Origin of the sequence: Halorubrum lipolyticum DSM 21995 (assembly GCF_000337375.1) — an archaeon.
Lineage (GTDB): Archaea > Halobacteriota > Halobacteria > Halobacteriales > Haloferacaceae > Halorubrum > Halorubrum lipolyticum.
The window spans coordinates 60,636-74,876 of record NZ_AOJG01000012.1 but is presented as its reverse complement, the minus strand read 5'-3'; the positions used below and the strand labels follow the sequence as shown (position 1 = coordinate 74,876).

General features: G+C 71.0%; 14 protein-coding genes. 12 read left to right on the top strand and 2 right to left on the bottom strand.

Annotation, left to right across the window (positions count from 1 at the left end; genetic code table 11):
* Positions 1 to 116: 116 nt before the first annotated feature.
* The gene (gene citZ, locus C469_RS05085; protein ID WP_008004439.1) at positions 117 to 1,265 is read left to right on the top strand and encodes a citrate synthase; all 1,149 of its coding nucleotides are present in this window, start codon (positions 117 to 119) and stop codon (positions 1,263 to 1,265) included.
* 53 nt (positions 1,266 to 1,318) lie between these two features.
* On the opposite strand, the gene C469_RS05080 is transcribed toward citZ, so the two are convergent.
* The gene (locus tag C469_RS05080) at positions 1,319 to 2,371 is read right to left on the bottom strand and encodes a M42 family metallopeptidase (RefSeq protein ID WP_008004438.1); all 1,053 of its coding nucleotides are present in this window, start codon (positions 2,369 to 2,371) and stop codon (positions 1,319 to 1,321) included.
* Positions 2,372 to 2,518: 147 nt separating this feature from the next.
* Between C469_RS05080 and C469_RS05075 the strand changes: the two genes are divergently transcribed.
* From C469_RS05075 to C469_RS05050, 6 genes are all read left to right on the top strand, one after another.
* Complete coding sequence (locus C469_RS05075; RefSeq protein WP_008004437.1) at positions 2,519 to 2,776, top strand: MTH865 family protein; 258 nt, start codon at positions 2,519 to 2,521, stop codon at positions 2,774 to 2,776.
* Between the two features lie 81 nt (positions 2,777 to 2,857).
* Positions 2,858 to 3,655, top strand: coding sequence for a J domain-containing protein (locus C469_RS05070; protein WP_008004436.1), 798 nt, complete (start codon positions 2,858 to 2,860; stop codon positions 3,653 to 3,655).
* 36 nt (positions 3,656 to 3,691) lie between these two features.
* Positions 3,692 to 4,732 carry an NAD(P)-dependent alcohol dehydrogenase gene (locus C469_RS05065; protein WP_008004435.1) on the top strand — a complete coding sequence of 347 codons (1,041 nt, stop codon included), beginning with the start codon at positions 3,692 to 3,694 and terminating at the stop codon, positions 4,730 to 4,732.
* A gap of 71 nt (positions 4,733 to 4,803) precedes the next feature.
* Entirely contained in the window at positions 4,804 to 6,225 is a 1,422-nt protein-coding gene (locus tag C469_RS05060; protein WP_008004434.1) for a hypothetical protein, read from the top strand.
* 175 nt (positions 6,226 to 6,400) lie between these two features.
* Positions 6,401 to 6,877, top strand: a complete 477-nt coding sequence (locus tag C469_RS05055; RefSeq protein WP_008004433.1) for a hypothetical protein — start codon at positions 6,401 to 6,403, stop codon at positions 6,875 to 6,877.
* A gap of 21 nt (positions 6,878 to 6,898) precedes the next feature.
* Positions 6,899 to 8,095: a thiamine pyrophosphate-dependent dehydrogenase E1 component subunit alpha gene (locus C469_RS05050; protein ID WP_008004432.1), complete on the top strand. Its 1,197-nt coding sequence runs from the start codon at positions 6,899 to 6,901 to the stop codon at positions 8,093 to 8,095.
* A gap of 24 nt (positions 8,096 to 8,119) precedes the next feature.
* Here the strand turns inward: C469_RS05050 and C469_RS05045 are convergent, their stop codons facing one another.
* Positions 8,120 to 9,433: an NAD(P)/FAD-dependent oxidoreductase gene (locus tag C469_RS05045; RefSeq protein WP_008004431.1), complete on the bottom strand. Its 1,314-nt coding sequence runs from the start codon at positions 9,431 to 9,433 to the stop codon at positions 8,120 to 8,122.
* Between the two features lie 389 nt (positions 9,434 to 9,822).
* Here C469_RS05045 and C469_RS05040 point away from each other — a divergent pair, with 389 nt between their 5' ends.
* From C469_RS05040 to C469_RS05020, 5 genes are all read left to right on the top strand, one after another.
* Positions 9,823 to 11,049, top strand: coding sequence for a pyridoxal-phosphate dependent enzyme (locus C469_RS05040; protein WP_008004429.1), 1,227 nt, complete (start codon positions 9,823 to 9,825; stop codon positions 11,047 to 11,049).
* Between the two features lie 63 nt (positions 11,050 to 11,112).
* Positions 11,113 to 11,703 (top strand): GNAT family N-acetyltransferase, encoded by a 591-nt coding sequence (locus C469_RS05035; protein ID WP_008004428.1) that lies wholly within the window; start codon positions 11,113 to 11,115, stop codon positions 11,701 to 11,703.
* An 82-nt stretch (positions 11,704 to 11,785) separates the two neighbouring features.
* A complete protein-coding gene (locus C469_RS05030; protein WP_008004426.1) occupies positions 11,786 to 12,898 on the top strand; it encodes an acyltransferase family protein in 1,113 nt (370 codons plus the stop codon).
* 43 nt (positions 12,899 to 12,941) lie between these two features.
* On the top strand, positions 12,942 to 13,343 hold the full coding sequence (cdd, locus tag C469_RS05025; protein ID WP_008004424.1) for a cytidine deaminase: 402 nt from the start codon (positions 12,942 to 12,944) through the stop codon (positions 13,341 to 13,343).
* 67 nt (positions 13,344 to 13,410) lie between these two features.
* Positions 13,411 to 14,238: a nucleoside phosphorylase gene (locus C469_RS05020; protein ID WP_008004422.1), complete on the top strand. Its 828-nt coding sequence runs from the start codon at positions 13,411 to 13,413 to the stop codon at positions 14,236 to 14,238.
* The last annotated feature ends 3 nt before the right edge of the window (positions 14,239 to 14,241 follow it).

The window sequence follows — 14,241 nt, the reverse complement described above, 5'->3', positions numbered from 1 at the left end:
GTGTCGCAAATCCGACGACCGAAGCGCCGTCGTCCGACGCGGACCGGTTCGACGATCGTCGTGCGTATTCCTCCTGAAAGATAACGCTTTTTTGGCGGTGGTCGGAACGTCACTGCATGTCAGACGAGTTAAAGCGCGGGCTCGAAGGCGTCCTCGTCGCGGAGTCGGATCTGAGCTACGTCGACGGCGAGGTCGGCAGGCTCGTGTACCGTGGCTACGACATCGAGGACCTCGCTCGCGGCGCGAGCTACGAGGAGGTGGTATACCTCCTGTGGCACGGCTCGTTGCCGACGCGCGAGGAACTCGACGCCTTCGCCGCGGACCTGGCCGCCGAGCGCGCCGTCGACGATGACGTGCTCGACACCGTTCAGGCGCTCGCCGACGCCGGCGAACGCCCGATGGCCGCGCTGCGGACCGCGGTCTCCATGCTGTCGGCGTACGAGCCCGAGGGGGACGCGGACCCCGCGGACCTCGACGCGACGCTCCGGAAGGGCCGCCGGATCACGGCGAAGATCCCGACGATCCTCGCGGCGTTCGAGCGCGCCCGGCAGGGCGAGGACCCGGTCGCGCCCGACCCGGACCTCTCGCACGCCGCGAACTTCCTCTACATGCTCACCGGGACCGAGCCCGACGAGGTGAGCGCGGAGACGTTCGACATGGCGCTGACGCTCCACGCCGACCACGGGTTCAACGCCTCGACGTTCACCGCGATAGTGATCGGCTCGACGATGGCCGACGTGTACTCCGGCGTCACCGGCGGGATCGGCGCGCTCTCCGGCCCGCTCCACGGCGGCGCGAACCAGGACGTGATGGAGGTGCTTCAGGAGGTCGACGCCTCGGATAAGGACCCCGTGCAGTGGGTGAAAGACGCCCGCGACGAGGGCCGACGCATCCCCGGCTTCGGCCACCGCGTGTACAAGGTGAAAGATCCCCGCGCGAATATCCTCGAAGAGAAGCTGCGCGACCTCTCGGAGTCGTCGGGCGACACGAAGTGGCTCGACTACACCACCGCGATCGAGGAGTACCTCACCGAACAGGGGCTGCTGGACAAGGGGATCGCCCCGAACGTGGACTTCTACTCCGGCTCCGTCTACGACTCGCTGGGGATCCCGGTCGACATGTACACCCCCATCTTCGCGATGAGCCGCGCCGGCGGCTGGATCGCCCACGTCGTCGAGTACCAGGAGGACAACCGCCTCATCCGCCCGCGCGCCCGGTACACCGGGCCAAAGGACTCGGAGTTCGTGCCCGTCGACGAGCGGTGAGGCGTCGACGGCGGTGCGGCGCCGCGGTCTGACACCCTCTTTTTATATACTATTTATAAAGTGTAGTCGTGTTCGCCGGTCTCCGACTCCAGGAAGGCCGTCAGCAGGTCGATCGTCGCGGCCACGTCGTCGCCGTCGGCGGTCTCGGTGACCGTGTGGAGGTACCGCGTCGGGATCGAGACGGCGCCGACGGGTTTCGCGCCCGCGGTGTTCTGGAACCCGGCGGTGTCGGTACCGCCCGCGGGCAACACCTCGTGCTGGTGCTCGATCCCCTCCTCCTCGGCGACTGCGGTGAGCCGCTTGTGGACCTTCGGACTGGTGATCACCGAGGAGTCCTTCAGCTTGATCGCGGTCCCCGCTCCCAGCTCGGTCACAGCGTCGGCCGGCTCGCCGATCTGCGGCACGTCGTTGGCGACGGTGACGTCGAGGGCAACGGCGAGGTCCGGATCGATGTCGACGCCGAGCGCCTGCGCCCCGCGAAGGCCGACCTCCTCTTGGACGGTCGCCGCGAAGTGGATCGTCACGTCGGGTTCGTCGATCCGCTCGGCGGCCTCGAGCGTCGCGAACAGGCAGATCCGGTCGTCGAGCGCCTTCCCGGTGATCCGGTCGCCCATGCGGGTCGTCGTCTGGTCGAGGGTGACCAGGTCGCCGACGCCGACCAGCTCCTCGACGTCCTCGGCGTCGCGGCCGAGGTCGATGAAGACGTCTTTCACCTCGTCGTCTTTCTCCCGCTGTTCCTCCGTGAGCGTGTGCGGCGGCACGGAGCCGATCACGCCGGTGAGGTCCTCCTCGCCGTGGACGGTGACGCGCTGGGCGCGCAGCACGCGGGCGTCGAACCCGCCGAGCGAGTCCACCTGGACGAACCCCTCGTCGGTGACGTGTCGGACCATGAAGCCGATCTCGTCCATGTGGGCCGCGACGGCGACCGAGTAGTCGGAGTCGCCCTCGATCGTGGCGACGACGTTGCCCATCGCGTCGGTGCGGACGCGGTCGGCGCGGTCGGCGAACTCGCGACGGACGATCTCGCGGACCTCGTCCTCGTACCCCGGGACGCCTCGGGCCTCGGTCAACTCGCGGAGCAGGTCATAGTCGAACTCGAACGACATACCTCTCCTCGCGACCCCATCGACAAAGTTCCGCAGGTTCCGGAACGCGCGCCCGGGTTTCGGCCCGACCGCTCACCCGTTTAAAACCCTCAATTAGTTTAGCGTTGTTCCGCAACGCTTTTGCGGTCCCTCTCGGGACGTGGATGTATGACAGACGTGAAAGCGGAACTCCGCGAACAGTTCTTAGAGGCCTTCGGCGGCGCCGACTTCCCCGTCGAGAACCAGATGGACCTCGTCCCCGCGCTCCCGAACGGACCGGGCACGAAGTTCGAGGCCGGCGACGTGAGCCTCACCGCGATGGAGCTGGCCGCGAAGCTCGGCAGCGAACAGGAGTTCCCCTACGACACGCCCGAGGCGCTCGTCGACGACATCATGGACGGGCTCGAAGCGAAGGGAATGATCTGACGCGTCGGCGCGACGCCGCTTTTTCCGACCGCCTGCCGCACCCGCCGAGAGGTTGATACGCTCGGAGCCGTAACTGCGGGCGTGGTCGTCGAGATCGTCAGTCTCCTGCCGCCCTGGGTCGCGTTAGGGCTCGCGCTCGGCGCCGTCGCCTCGGGGCTCGTCGCGCTCGCCTTCTACCTCGGGGACCGTTACGTGGGCCCGGTCCCGAGCGGCGGCGCCGGAGGGCGAGGGGGCTCCGGTCCCGGGGGTACCGGCGCTGACCGCGCCGCCTCCGGAACGGCGGTCGACGAGCGACGCCGACGGGAGATCGGCGAGTACCTGCGGGCGATCGGCGAGCGGTTCCGCGAGGACCACGCGGTCGGCGACGTGGCGGTTCCCTTCTACCTCCCCGAGCGCGAGGTCGCCATCACGTTCGACGCGCACGACTACTTCAGACTGGAGGGCGAGGGCGTCTACACCGTCCTCTGTGAACACGAGATGCCCGGCCGCGGGCTCGGCCGACGCCTCCCCTTCGACGTGACGGAACCCGAGTGGGCGACCGGCGGACGGTCCGCGACGGGCGGCCGATCCGAGCGAGGCGGACGGTCCGAGAGGCGTTGGCGACGCGTCGCCGGGGCCGGTCGAGCCGCACGCGGGGCCGGCCGAGCCGTCGGCGCGGGCGGACACGACCCCGTCGCCGCCGCCTTCGCCGAGCTCGACGTGGCGACCGACGCCGACGCCGCCGAGGTGAAACGCGCCTACCGCGAGCGCGTCAAGGAGACCCACCCCGATCAGGGCGGCGACGAGGAGGCGTTCCGCCGCGTCCGCGAGGCGTACGCGACCGCACGCAACCACGTCGACGAGGAGGACCGCGGCGTTCGCGAACCCGCTTCGCGGTGAACGTTTATTTCCCGTCCCCGTGACACCTGATCGCACATGCAAGCAGCCAGACTCCACGAGTACACCGACGACATGACGGAGGGGCTCGCGATCGACGAGGTCGACCGACCCCACGCGACCGGGGCGAGCGACGTGGTCGTCGAGGTCGAGGGCGCGGGGTGGTGCCAGACGGACAACCACATCATCGAGGGGATGTGGGAGGAGTACGTCCCGCAGGAGCTCCCCATGACACTAGGTCACGAGAACGCGGGAACCGTCGTCGAGACGGGCGAAGACGTGGACCTCGTCTCGGAGGGCGACCCGGTGATCTGTCACCCGGTCCAGACCTGCGGCACCTGCCGTCCCTGCCGGCTCGGCGAGACGATGTACTGCGAGAACGACGCGTTCAACGGGCTCACCACCGACGGCGGCTTCGCCGAGTACCTCCACACCAGCGAGCGCTCGGTGATCCCGCTGCCGGCCGGCGTCGAGCCGATCGACATCGCCCCGCACGCCGACGCCGGGATCACGGCGTACCACGCCGCGAAGAAGGCGGTCGCCGACCTCGACCCCGGCGACCACGCGGTCGTCATCGGCGTCGGCGGGTTAGGCCACATCGGGCTGCAGTGTCTGAACGCCATGAGCGCGGCCCGGATCACGGCGATCGATTTGAAGGAATCCGCCTTGGACCTCGCCGACGGCTACGGCGCCGACCACCTGGTAAACCCGAGCGAGGCCGACGTGCGGGAGGAGCTCGACGGGATCACCGACGGAAAGGGGGCCGCGCAGGTGCTCGACTTCGTCGGCGAGGACGTCACCACGGCGTACGCGCCCGACATCACCGCCGCCGGCGGCGACCACCACATCATCGGCTACGGCGGACACGTCCACGAGCCGGCGCAGGCGCTGGTGAACGGCGAGTTCTCCTTCGTCGGGAACATCGTCGGCCGGTACGCGGAGCTGCAGGAGCTCGTCGCGCTCGTCGAACAGGGCGACGTGGACCTCCACACCAGCCGCTACGACCTCGGCGACGTGAACGCGGTCGCGGAGAAGCTCGAACACGGCGAGATCGACGGGCGCGCCGTGATCACGCCCTGAGTGGGGAGTCCGCCGTCGAAACCCGGCACAGCTCGCAGAAGATTTTTACTGATCGTTTCGAACGTCCGAGTATGGATCGCAGGGCCCTCCTCTCCGCGATCGGCGGGTCCGTCGTCGCGGGTTCGGGATGCGTCGGCGACGGCGCTGACACGGCTCCGGCGACGAACGGGACCGACGACGGGACGACGGAGACCGACGGCGAGCGATCGAGCGACGGCGAGCGATCGAGCGACGGCGACGAGACGACGGCGTCTCTCGACGTCGAGCTCCGGAGGGTTCCGCACGTCGTCACCGCGTACGAACCGTCGCCGAGTCGGGGGATCGATCCGGAGCACGTCGTCCCCGAGTCCGAGATTCCGGACGCGCTGCGCGAGCCGCTCGCCGAGGCGCGCGACGGGCGGTTCGAGACGGACGACCCGAGCGACGCGCTGCTGGCCGCGGTCGACGAGTTCCGCGCGTACGACCGGGGCAAGCTGAAGCCGTACGTCGAACTGGACGGGACGCGCTACGCGTTCGACCCGACGCTCCCGACGTTCACCGCAGCCCTCGTCGACGAGGAAGCGGAGGGATACGACGAGGACCGAGTCCTGCGCGAGGCGAGGCAGCGCGAGGACCTCGACCCGTCGGCGGTCGAGACGTTCGTCGACGCGCTGACTGCCTACGGCCCGAACGTGGCGCGCGGGGAGTACCGCCGGTGCGTCCTCCCGGACCCCGTCGCCGCGTTCCTCGACGAGTACGACTACTTGGAGGACGGACGCGGCGTGTCCCGGATCCGGACGGGCGTCGAGAACGAGGACCCGCCGTACGCGATCACGGCGCGCGAGCTGACCGCGGCGGACATGTGGGACCGGCCGGTCGTCGACGAGTCGGCGCTCGACGACGAGGTGGTCGCGCTCTTCGAGCGCGCGCTGGCGTCGCCCCACCGGAGGCCGGCGCTGCCGGGCGACGATCGCAGTCAGCTCTTCGCCGACGACGTGCCGGACGCCTACGAGGAGTTCGCCGCGGAGCGCGACGAGCCGCCGTACTACCGGATCGACGACACCGTGTACCGTATCATCGTCGGCGAGTCGCGGTACGACCGGCTCCCGGTGTCGGTGTCGGCCGCGGCGAGCGAAACCGCGGAACGCGAGTTCACGCTCTCGGTCGCGCCGGCGCCGGGGAGCGCCGACGGCGACGCCGAGGGGCCGTACACGTTCACGAGCCGGGGCGCGCTGCCGAGCGCCCTCTGGGTGCTCCACGAGGGTGAGCGGTGGCCGTTGAGCGTCGTCGAAACCGACGGCGTCGACGGACCGCAGCCGAGTCGTCCCGACAGTGAGGCGCTGGAGTCGCTCGACGCGCGGGAGGAAATCGCCGCGACGTACGCGGTCCCCGAGGACCTCCCCGCGGACACGTACGCGGCTCGTGGGCTGTTCCATATCTCGTGGGGCGTCCCGGATCAGACGCCGGACGAGCACGGGGCGTACCCGTTCGAGCTGGAGCTCGCGGTCGAGTGAGCGGGGTCGGTTCCCCGCGGCGACTCCCCCGAATCGATTCCTCACGAGCGACCGGGCGCCCTCGTCGGGCACGCTGACCGGGATGATCCCCGCGAGGTGGCGCCGTCGCGAGGGAGACTCAAATCGGCGCTTCACCCACGGGAAGGCCTTTATTATCCGTTCACGACCGCCGAGTATGGACGGTTCCGACCCGCCCGCGTCCGGCCCCTCGCGGCGGTGGTCGCTTTACGCCGGCGCCTACGCCTTCGGGTGCGGTGCGGTCACGGCGCGCCTGCTGTCGACCGTCCTGCGCGTCTTCGCCGAGGTGGTCGGCCTCCCGGCGTCGTTCCCGGTGCCCCTCCTCGCGGCGCCGGCGCTCCCCGTCGGCGGCGGGCTCTGGTGGCTGCTCGTCGAGCGTCGCGGGGCGTACACGTACCGAGCGGGAGTCGCGTACGGGGCGCTCACGGCGCTCGCAACCGGCCTCTGTTGGACCGCGTGGTTCCTCGTCGTCTGGGGCGTCGACCTGCTCGTCGCGGACCCGACCCCGCTCATTGTCACTCTCGTGATCGGGCTGGCGACGGTCGCCGGAGCGCTGATCGGCCCCCCGATCGCCTTCCTCCGCCGGCGGAGCCGAGCGCGGTCGGACGCCGCCGCGACCGCTACCTCCTTGTGACCGGCGCGCACACCGATCCGCATGAACGAGAACGGCACCGACGGCGCCGACACCGTCGACCGTGCTGACGCCCCCGACTCCGGGACCGATCCCCTCGCCGACGAGGATCTCTACCGCGTGCTCGGCCCGGACGGCAGTCCCCTGCCGGACGCGACGGTCCCGGACCTGTCGGACGAGCGGTTCCGTGCGATCTACCGCGACCTGGTGATCACCCGCCGCTTCGACGAGCGCGCGGTCAGCCTCCAGCGACAGGGCCGTATCGGGACGTACGCGCCCTGCGCGGGCCAGGAGGGCTCGGCGGTCGGCTCGACCCACGCGCTCGCGGACCGGGACCTGATCAGCTACCAGTACCGCGAACACGGCGCGGTCGTCGTCCGCGACCTCCTCTCGGAGTACCTCCCCTACTGGACGGGTCACGAGTCCGGGACCGAGGCGATCGCCGAGGGTAACGTCTTTCCCCTCAACATCGGGATCGCGGCGCACCTCCCGCACGCGGTGGGGGCCGCGTGGGCGTTCGACTACCGGGACGAGGACCGGGTCGTCGCCGTGCACTTCGGCGACGGCGCGACCAGCGAGGGCGACTTCCACGAGGCGATGAACTTCGCGGGCGTCTTCGACACCCCGACCCTGTTCTGCTGTCACAACAACGGGTGGGCGATCTCGATCCCCGAGTCGCGGCAGACCGCGAGCGACACCTTCGCGGGGAAGGCGTCCGCCTACGGCTTCGACGGCGTTCGCGTCGACGGGATGGACCCCCTCGCGAGCTACGCGGTCACCCGGGAGGCGGCCGAGCGGGCGCGGGTCGGCGGGGGCGGGTCGGAGAGCGACGACGACCCGGCCGGCGGGGATCCTCCCCGCCCGGCCCTGATCGAGTTCGTCGAGTACCGGTTCGGCGCGCACACGACCGCCGACGACCCGACCGCCTACCGCGACCCCGACGACGTGGAGCCGTGGCGCGCGCTCGACCCGCTCGACCGCATGGAGGCGTTCCTGCGGGAGACCGACCGGATCGACGACGAGGGCGTCGCGGCGATCCGCGAGGAGGCCGACGAGGTCGTCGCCGACGCGATCGACTTCGCGGAGTCGATCGAACCCGACCCGAGCGACATGTTCGACCACGCCTACGCCGAGCTCCCGCCCGAGGTCCGACGCCAGCGCGACGAACTGCTCGCGGCGGTCGACGAGCACGGGGAGGAGTCGTTCCTGCGGGAGGAGTAGGGTTGGGTGGCGTCGCTCCGGGATTTATAAATAGTCGCCGGCCGCCGCTGCCGCCCTCCGCCCGCTCTCTAAGGCGCCCTGGATCGACGACCACTCCGTGTAGTCGCCGGCGAGGACGACCGGGCCCTCGGGATCGTCGGGGTCGGGGAGGTCGGCGTGGACGCCCGGCGGCTGGGCGAACTGCGCGAACCGGATCCGATGGGTGGCCACGGTCTCCAGCCCGGAGAAGTCGCGCTCGGGGTACCACGCCTCGAGGGCGTCCCGGACGTCGTCGCGGAGGGCGTTCGCGGGGCGGTCGAGGGACTTCTCGCCGAGGAACGTCGCCGCGAGGAGGGCGCGGTCGTCGGGGGCGTACTCGGGCGCGACCTCCGACATCGGAACCACCGCGTTCGGCGACTCCTCGGCGGCGTTGAGCAGGATCCGTTTCCCGGTCTCGAACGACTCGCCCGCGGGGAGCGTGTACCAGCCGGTCACGTTCGGAACGCCCTGGGTGGGAATCGACTCGACGCCGGTGAGCCGTCGGGCCTCCGGCGGGGTCGTCGCGACCACGACCGCGTCGGTCTCGCGCGTCGAGCCGTCCGCGAGCTCGACGGTCGCGCCCTCTGCGTCGCCGCTCCCGGTCCGGAACGGGATCCGACCCTGCCCCGCGGTCCGGATCGACTCCACGTCCTCGCCGGTCGCTATCTCGACGCCGGCCTCCCGTGCGCGGGCGGCGAGCGCCTCGGGGATCGCGCGCATTCCCTCGGCGGGGACGCCGATGGCGCCGCGGCCCATCGCGCGGAAGGTGTACTCGAACACCTGCTTCGAGGTCGAGAGGCCCCGGTCGAGGGTGATCCCGCCGTAGAAGGGCTCGACGAAGTTCTCGACGTAGTCGTCGGCGAATCCCCATTTATAAAGGTACTCGCGGATTGACGTGTCCGATCCGGCGAAGAAGTCGCCCTCGTCGCGCTTCGAGAGGTCGTACCGGAGCGCGAGCGTTCGGAGCTTGTCGGAGAACGAGACCTCGTCGTTCAACAGCGAGGGAATCGCCCCACGGGGGTCGCGGAGGGGATCCGAGAGGACCGAGCGCGACCCCGGCCGGCAGATCGTCGCGCCGGGCGCGAAGCGTCGGACGTCGAGGGCGTCGGCGTCGAGTTCGCTCGCGACCGCCGGGTAGCTCGTGAACAGCACCTGGAAGCCGCGGTCGAGCGTGAACCCGTCGACGGTCTCGGTGCGGACGCGGCCGCCGACCTCGGGCCGTCGCTCGTACAGCGTCACGTCCGCGCCCGCCTCGGCGAGTCGGGTCGCCGCGACGAGCCCCGCGAGCCCGCCGCCGATAACGGTGACGTCTCCGTTCATACGTCTGTGATCGAGTTGCGGGTTTATAAGCGGTCGCTGACGGATACGTGACTGATCCCTTTGCGGTGAAGGCCTCCAAAGCCCCAGCCGGCGAGGACTCGGTGCGCTCGTTGCGGTCCTCGTCACTCGCAATGCTCGTTCCTGCGGTCCTTACGTCGCGCGCCTTCGTCCTCGCCGGCTGCCCCTTTGAGTCCCACCCGACCGCACCGCGACCGCACCTCACACCTCCCCAACCTCGTCGCTCACTTCGTTCGCGACTCCCTCGCACGGGCTGTTCGCGCCCTGTCGGGCGCTCACAGGCGCGCGCCACCGCACGGCTGGGGTGTGATTCCGATTGCGGTCCACCGCCGAGAGGGAAGCGATTAGTCGCCGCCGCCGAAAGGGCCGGTATGGAGTCGACGGAGACGACGACGGCGTTCCGCGGGCTGCAGAGTCGCGCGTCGGGTCGCGTCCACGAGACGGCCGACCCGACGACCGTGTCGGCCGAGGAGCAGGCGCGGGGACTCGACCCCGCCTACGACTACGACGCGGTCGACCCCGAGACGCTGCTGGGGTCGCCGCGGGACGGCCCCGCGGGAACGGGCCGCGGCCACTGGCGCTTCGACGCGCTGCTCCCGTTCCCGGCCGACGCGGCCATTTCCGCTGGCGAGGGCGCCACCCCCCTCGTCCCGACGGAGCGGCTCGCCGACGAGCTCGACGTCGACGCGGTGTACGTCAAGGACGAGGGCCGCAACCCGACGGGCACCGTGCTCGACCGCGGGCTCTCGGTCGCGCTCACGGCGGTCGCGGCGCGGGCCGACGAGGGGGCCGACGTGGAGCCGCTCGCGTGCGCGAGCCCGGGCAACGCCGGGCAGTCGATGGCGGCGTACGCGGGCCGGGCCGACCTGCGCTCGTACTCCTTCGTCCCCTCGCGGTGCGCGTTCTCGAACAAGGCGATGACGAACGTCCACGGCGGCGACATGCGCGTGGTCGGCGGGCGCTTCCCCGACGCGGCCGACGCGGTCGACGAGCAACTGGAGACGGAGTACACCGACCTCGGGGAGTTCGCGACGCCGTACCGCCACGACGGCGTGAAGACGCTCGCGTTCGAGCTGGTCGCCGATCTCGACGCGGCGCCCGACGTCGTGGTCGTGCCGACCGGCTCCGGCGAGGTCGTCGCCGGGGTTTATAAGGGGTTCGCGGAGCTGGAGCGCGTCGGCGCGATCGACGCCGTGCCGAAGGTCGTCGCGGCGCAGGCCGCGGGCTGCGCGCCGATCGCGGCGGCGGTGGAGCGCGGCCTCGACGAGCCGGAGCCGTGGTCGACGCCCGACACGATCTGCGGCGAGCTGGAGATCGCGGACCCCGCGGGCGGCGCGGCCGCGGTCGAGGCGGTGACGGAGAGCGGCGGGACGGCGGTCGGCGTCGAGGACGAGGACATCCTCGCGAGCGCGGTCGCGGTCGCGCAGAACGAGGTCATGGAGATGGGCGCCACCGGCGGCGCCGCGCCCGCCGGCGCCTGGGCGCTCGCGGAGGAGGGGTTCTTCGACGGAACGGAGACGGTCGTCCTCGTGAACAGCGACGCCGGGCTCAAGACGCCGGACGTGTTACGCAGCCACCTGATGGGACAGGGCATTTAACTAGCGGTCGACGCCGACGCCCCGCGGGGAACCGTTTTTACGTCGCCCCGCGTACGTGTATCCATGTATGTCCGCGACGCCAAGAACCGTGACGAGGCGTGGTTACTGGACGCGATCGAGCAGCTGGGGCTCGACGACGTCGCCTTCCGGTCGCGGGACTACGTGATCGCGGTCGACGAGGAGTCGGGCGACCGAGCGGGGTTCGGTCGGCTCCGCCTGCATCGGAGCGACGACGAGGACGCGGAGAATCGGATCGAGCTCACCGGGATCGGCGTGCTCCCCGAGTGGCGCGGCCGGGGCGTGGGTGGGCACGTCGTCGAGCGCCTCGTCGACACCGCGGCCGCGAACGGGTTCGAGACGGTGTACGTGCTCACCGACCAGCCCGAGTACCTGACCCAGTTCGGCTTCGACGCGGTCGACACCGACGACCTCCCCGAGGCGCTCTCGGACCGGCTCGCGGAGAAGCGCGAGTTCCTCGGCGGGGGCGTGGTCGGCCTGCGGCTGGCCGTCGGCGACTTCGAGATGCCCGACCGGTTCCGCGAGGCGTTCAAGGCGGCCGAGCCGGCCGACGCCGCCGACGACGCGAGCGAGTCGCCCGAGGACTTCGGGATCGACCCCGAGTCGGCGACGTACAAGTACGACACGGGACGGTAGCGGACGAGGGCGGTCGGGCTCCCGCGGACCGATCGACGGAGATCCGGAAGAGACATCGAGTCGCACCCCGTACGCGGCGTAAATGGGATCACGGATCCACAGCGTGGACGCGATGCGGATCGTCGCGGTCGCGCTGGTCGTCGTCATCCACACGAACCCCTTCGAAGGGGTCGGCGCGTCCGGCAACGCGGTCAACTTCCTGCTCGAGACGACCGCCCGCGTCGCCGTTCCGTTCTTCTTCCTGGCGTCGGGCTACTTCTTCGCGCGCAAGACGCTCGACCGCGACCCGCTGGCGTACTTCCGCTCGCGGGCGCGGTCGCTCGCGGAGCTGTACGCGTTCGGGATCGCGCTGACGCTCCCCGTCTTCCTCGCCGGGACCGCGCTGGAGGCGGCCGCCGCCGGTGAGTCCGTCACCCGGAGCGTCGGCGGACGGCTGGTCGAGAGCGCCTCACCGGTCGATCTCCTCTACTACGGGACCTCGGTCTCGGAGATCCTCTGGTTCATCCCGGCGCTGGCCGTCGGGCTCGGGCTCGTCGCCGGGTTCGCCGCGCTCGGCCGGAGCGACCTCGTGCTCCCGGTCGCGTTCGCGCTCCACGCGGTCGGGCTCCTCGGCCCGGAGTACGCCGGACTCGTCGACCTTCCGGTCGACGTCCGCGACGGGCTCTTCTTCGGGTTCTTCTACGTGAGCGTCGGCCACGCCATCGCCGCCCGCGGGTGGCGCGGGGGCTCCGGACGGTCGGGGACGCTCCTCGCCGCCACGGTCGGATTCGGGATCCTCCACGTCGTCGAGCGCTACGCGGTGGGGTACGCGCTCGGCGGCGCGTCGGTCGCGACCGGGGTGTACGCGCCGTCGTTCACCGTCGGCACGGCGGCGTTCGCGGTCTCGCTCTTCTTGTACCTCCTGTCCCGCCCCGGCCTCGGCGCGTCGACGCACCTCCCCGCGTGGGGGAGCTACGCGGTCGGCGTCTACGTCGCGCACCCGCCGGTGTTGGCGATCCTCGACCGAATCGGGGACCAAGCGCTCGTCGGCGGCACGCCGCTCGCGGAGACCCTCGGCTGGCACCTCGCGTACGCGCCGGCGACGTTCCTCGTCGCGCTCGGCGTGTACCTGGCGGCTCACCGGCTCGGCGTGATCGAGATCGGCGGGTCGCACCTGCCGCGGCTCCCGCGGCGTCTCCGCCGGTCGCCGCCGTGATCCGGATCCGACCGCTTAACGCCCCGCCGACCGACACCCCGGTATGGACCTGATCGAGGCCGCGCGCGACGCGCTCGACGACGCGCACGTCCCGTACTCCGAGTACCGCGTCGGCGCCGCGCTCCGGACCGCCGACGGCACCGTCTACACCGGCTGTAACATCGAGAACGCGAACTACTCCAACAGCCTCCACGCTGAGGAGGTCGCGTTCGCTGAAGCGGTGAAGAACGGCCACCGCGAGTTCGACCGGATTGCCGTCACCTCGGGCGTCCGCGACGGCGTCACGCCCTGCGGGATGTGCCGGCAGACGCTCGCGGAGTTCGCGGCCGACGACCTCCTCGTCGTCTGCGACGAGGGCGACGGCGAGACCAGCGAGTACACGCTCGGCGAACTGCTTCCGAACACCATCTCGGAGGGGACCCTCGACGACGCGCGCGAAATTTAAAAACGGACGAGCGCACCGAGCGACCGAGACGGAACTACTTTTAAACGGCTCACCGAAGGGCGGAGACATGACCGACAAGAGCGACCGGAGCGAGGACCCGAACGACGAGGTGGGGTACCACGTCGAGGTCGGCTCCGACGACGTCGCGGACGCCGTGCTCCTCCCCGGTAACCCCGAGCGCGTGGACAAGATCACGGCGCTGTGGGACGGCCACGAGGAGGTCGCGCGCCACCGCGAGTACCGCACCGCGACCGGCACCTACGACGGCGCGCCGATCTCCGTGACCTCGACCGGGATCGGCTCGCCGTCGGCCGCAATCGCGGTCGAGGAGCTCGCCAGGGCCGACGTCGACACGTTCATCCGGGTCGGCTCCTGCGGCGCGATCCAGCCGGGGATGGACGTGGGCGACCTGGTGATCACGACCGGCGCGGTCCGACAGGAGGGGACCAGCGACGAGTACGTCCGCGAGGACTACCCGGCGGCCGCCGACGGCGAGGTGGTTTCCGCGCTCGTCGCCGCCGCCGAGCGGCTCGGGTACGACTACCACACCGGCGTGACGATGAGCGCCGACTCCTTCTACGCGGGACAGGGCCGCCCCGGCTTCGAGGGGTTCGAGGCGGCCGGCTCCGACGAGTTGGTCGCGGAGCTGCGGGACGCGAACGTGAAGAACATCGAGATGGAGGCGTCGGCGATCCTCACGATCGCGAGCGTGTACGGGCTCCGCGCGGGCGCGGTCTGCTCCGTCTACGCGAACCGGGTCACCGGCGAGTTCCGCACCGAGGGCGAGTCACGGGCGGCCGAGACCGCGAGCCTCGCCGTGAAGCTCCTCGCGCGGATGGACGAGGTCAAGCGCGAGGCGGGCGCCGACCGCTGGCACGCCGGGCTCTCGCTGTAGGGC

Excerpts from the sequence above, each read along its gene's own strand:
- C469_RS05030 (WP_008004426.1), top strand. The coding sequence starts at position 11,786 with ATGGGATCACGGATCCACAGCGTGGACGCGATGCGGATCGTCGCGGTC.
- C469_RS05050 (WP_008004432.1), top strand. The coding sequence starts at position 6,899 with ATGAACGAGAACGGCACCGACGGCGCCGACACCGTCGACCGTGCTGAC.
- C469_RS05075 (WP_008004437.1), top strand. The coding sequence starts at position 2,519 with ATGACAGACGTGAAAGCGGAACTCCGCGAACAGTTCTTAGAGGCCTTC.
- citZ (WP_008004439.1), top strand. The coding sequence starts at position 117 with ATGTCAGACGAGTTAAAGCGCGGGCTCGAAGGCGTCCTCGTCGCGGAG.
- C469_RS05055 (WP_008004433.1), top strand. The coding sequence starts at position 6,401 with ATGGACGGTTCCGACCCGCCCGCGTCCGGCCCCTCGCGGCGGTGGTCG.
- C469_RS05035 (WP_008004428.1), top strand. The coding sequence starts at position 11,113 with ATGTATGTCCGCGACGCCAAGAACCGTGACGAGGCGTGGTTACTGGAC.
- C469_RS05045 (WP_008004431.1), bottom strand. The coding sequence starts at position 9,433 with ATGAACGGAGACGTCACCGTTATCGGCGGCGGGCTCGCGGGGCTCGTC.
- C469_RS05080 (WP_008004438.1), bottom strand. The coding sequence starts at position 2,371 with ATGTCGTTCGAGTTCGACTATGACCTGCTCCGCGAGTTGACCGAGGCC.
- C469_RS05060 (WP_008004434.1), top strand. The coding sequence starts at position 4,804 with ATGGATCGCAGGGCCCTCCTCTCCGCGATCGGCGGGTCCGTCGTCGCG.
- C469_RS05040 (WP_008004429.1), top strand. The coding sequence starts at position 9,823 with ATGGAGTCGACGGAGACGACGACGGCGTTCCGCGGGCTGCAGAGTCGC.
- C469_RS05065 (WP_008004435.1), top strand. The coding sequence starts at position 3,692 with ATGCAAGCAGCCAGACTCCACGAGTACACCGACGACATGACGGAGGGG.
- cdd (WP_008004424.1), top strand. The coding sequence starts at position 12,942 with ATGGACCTGATCGAGGCCGCGCGCGACGCGCTCGACGACGCGCACGTC.
- C469_RS05020 (WP_008004422.1), top strand. The coding sequence starts at position 13,411 with ATGACCGACAAGAGCGACCGGAGCGAGGACCCGAACGACGAGGTGGGG.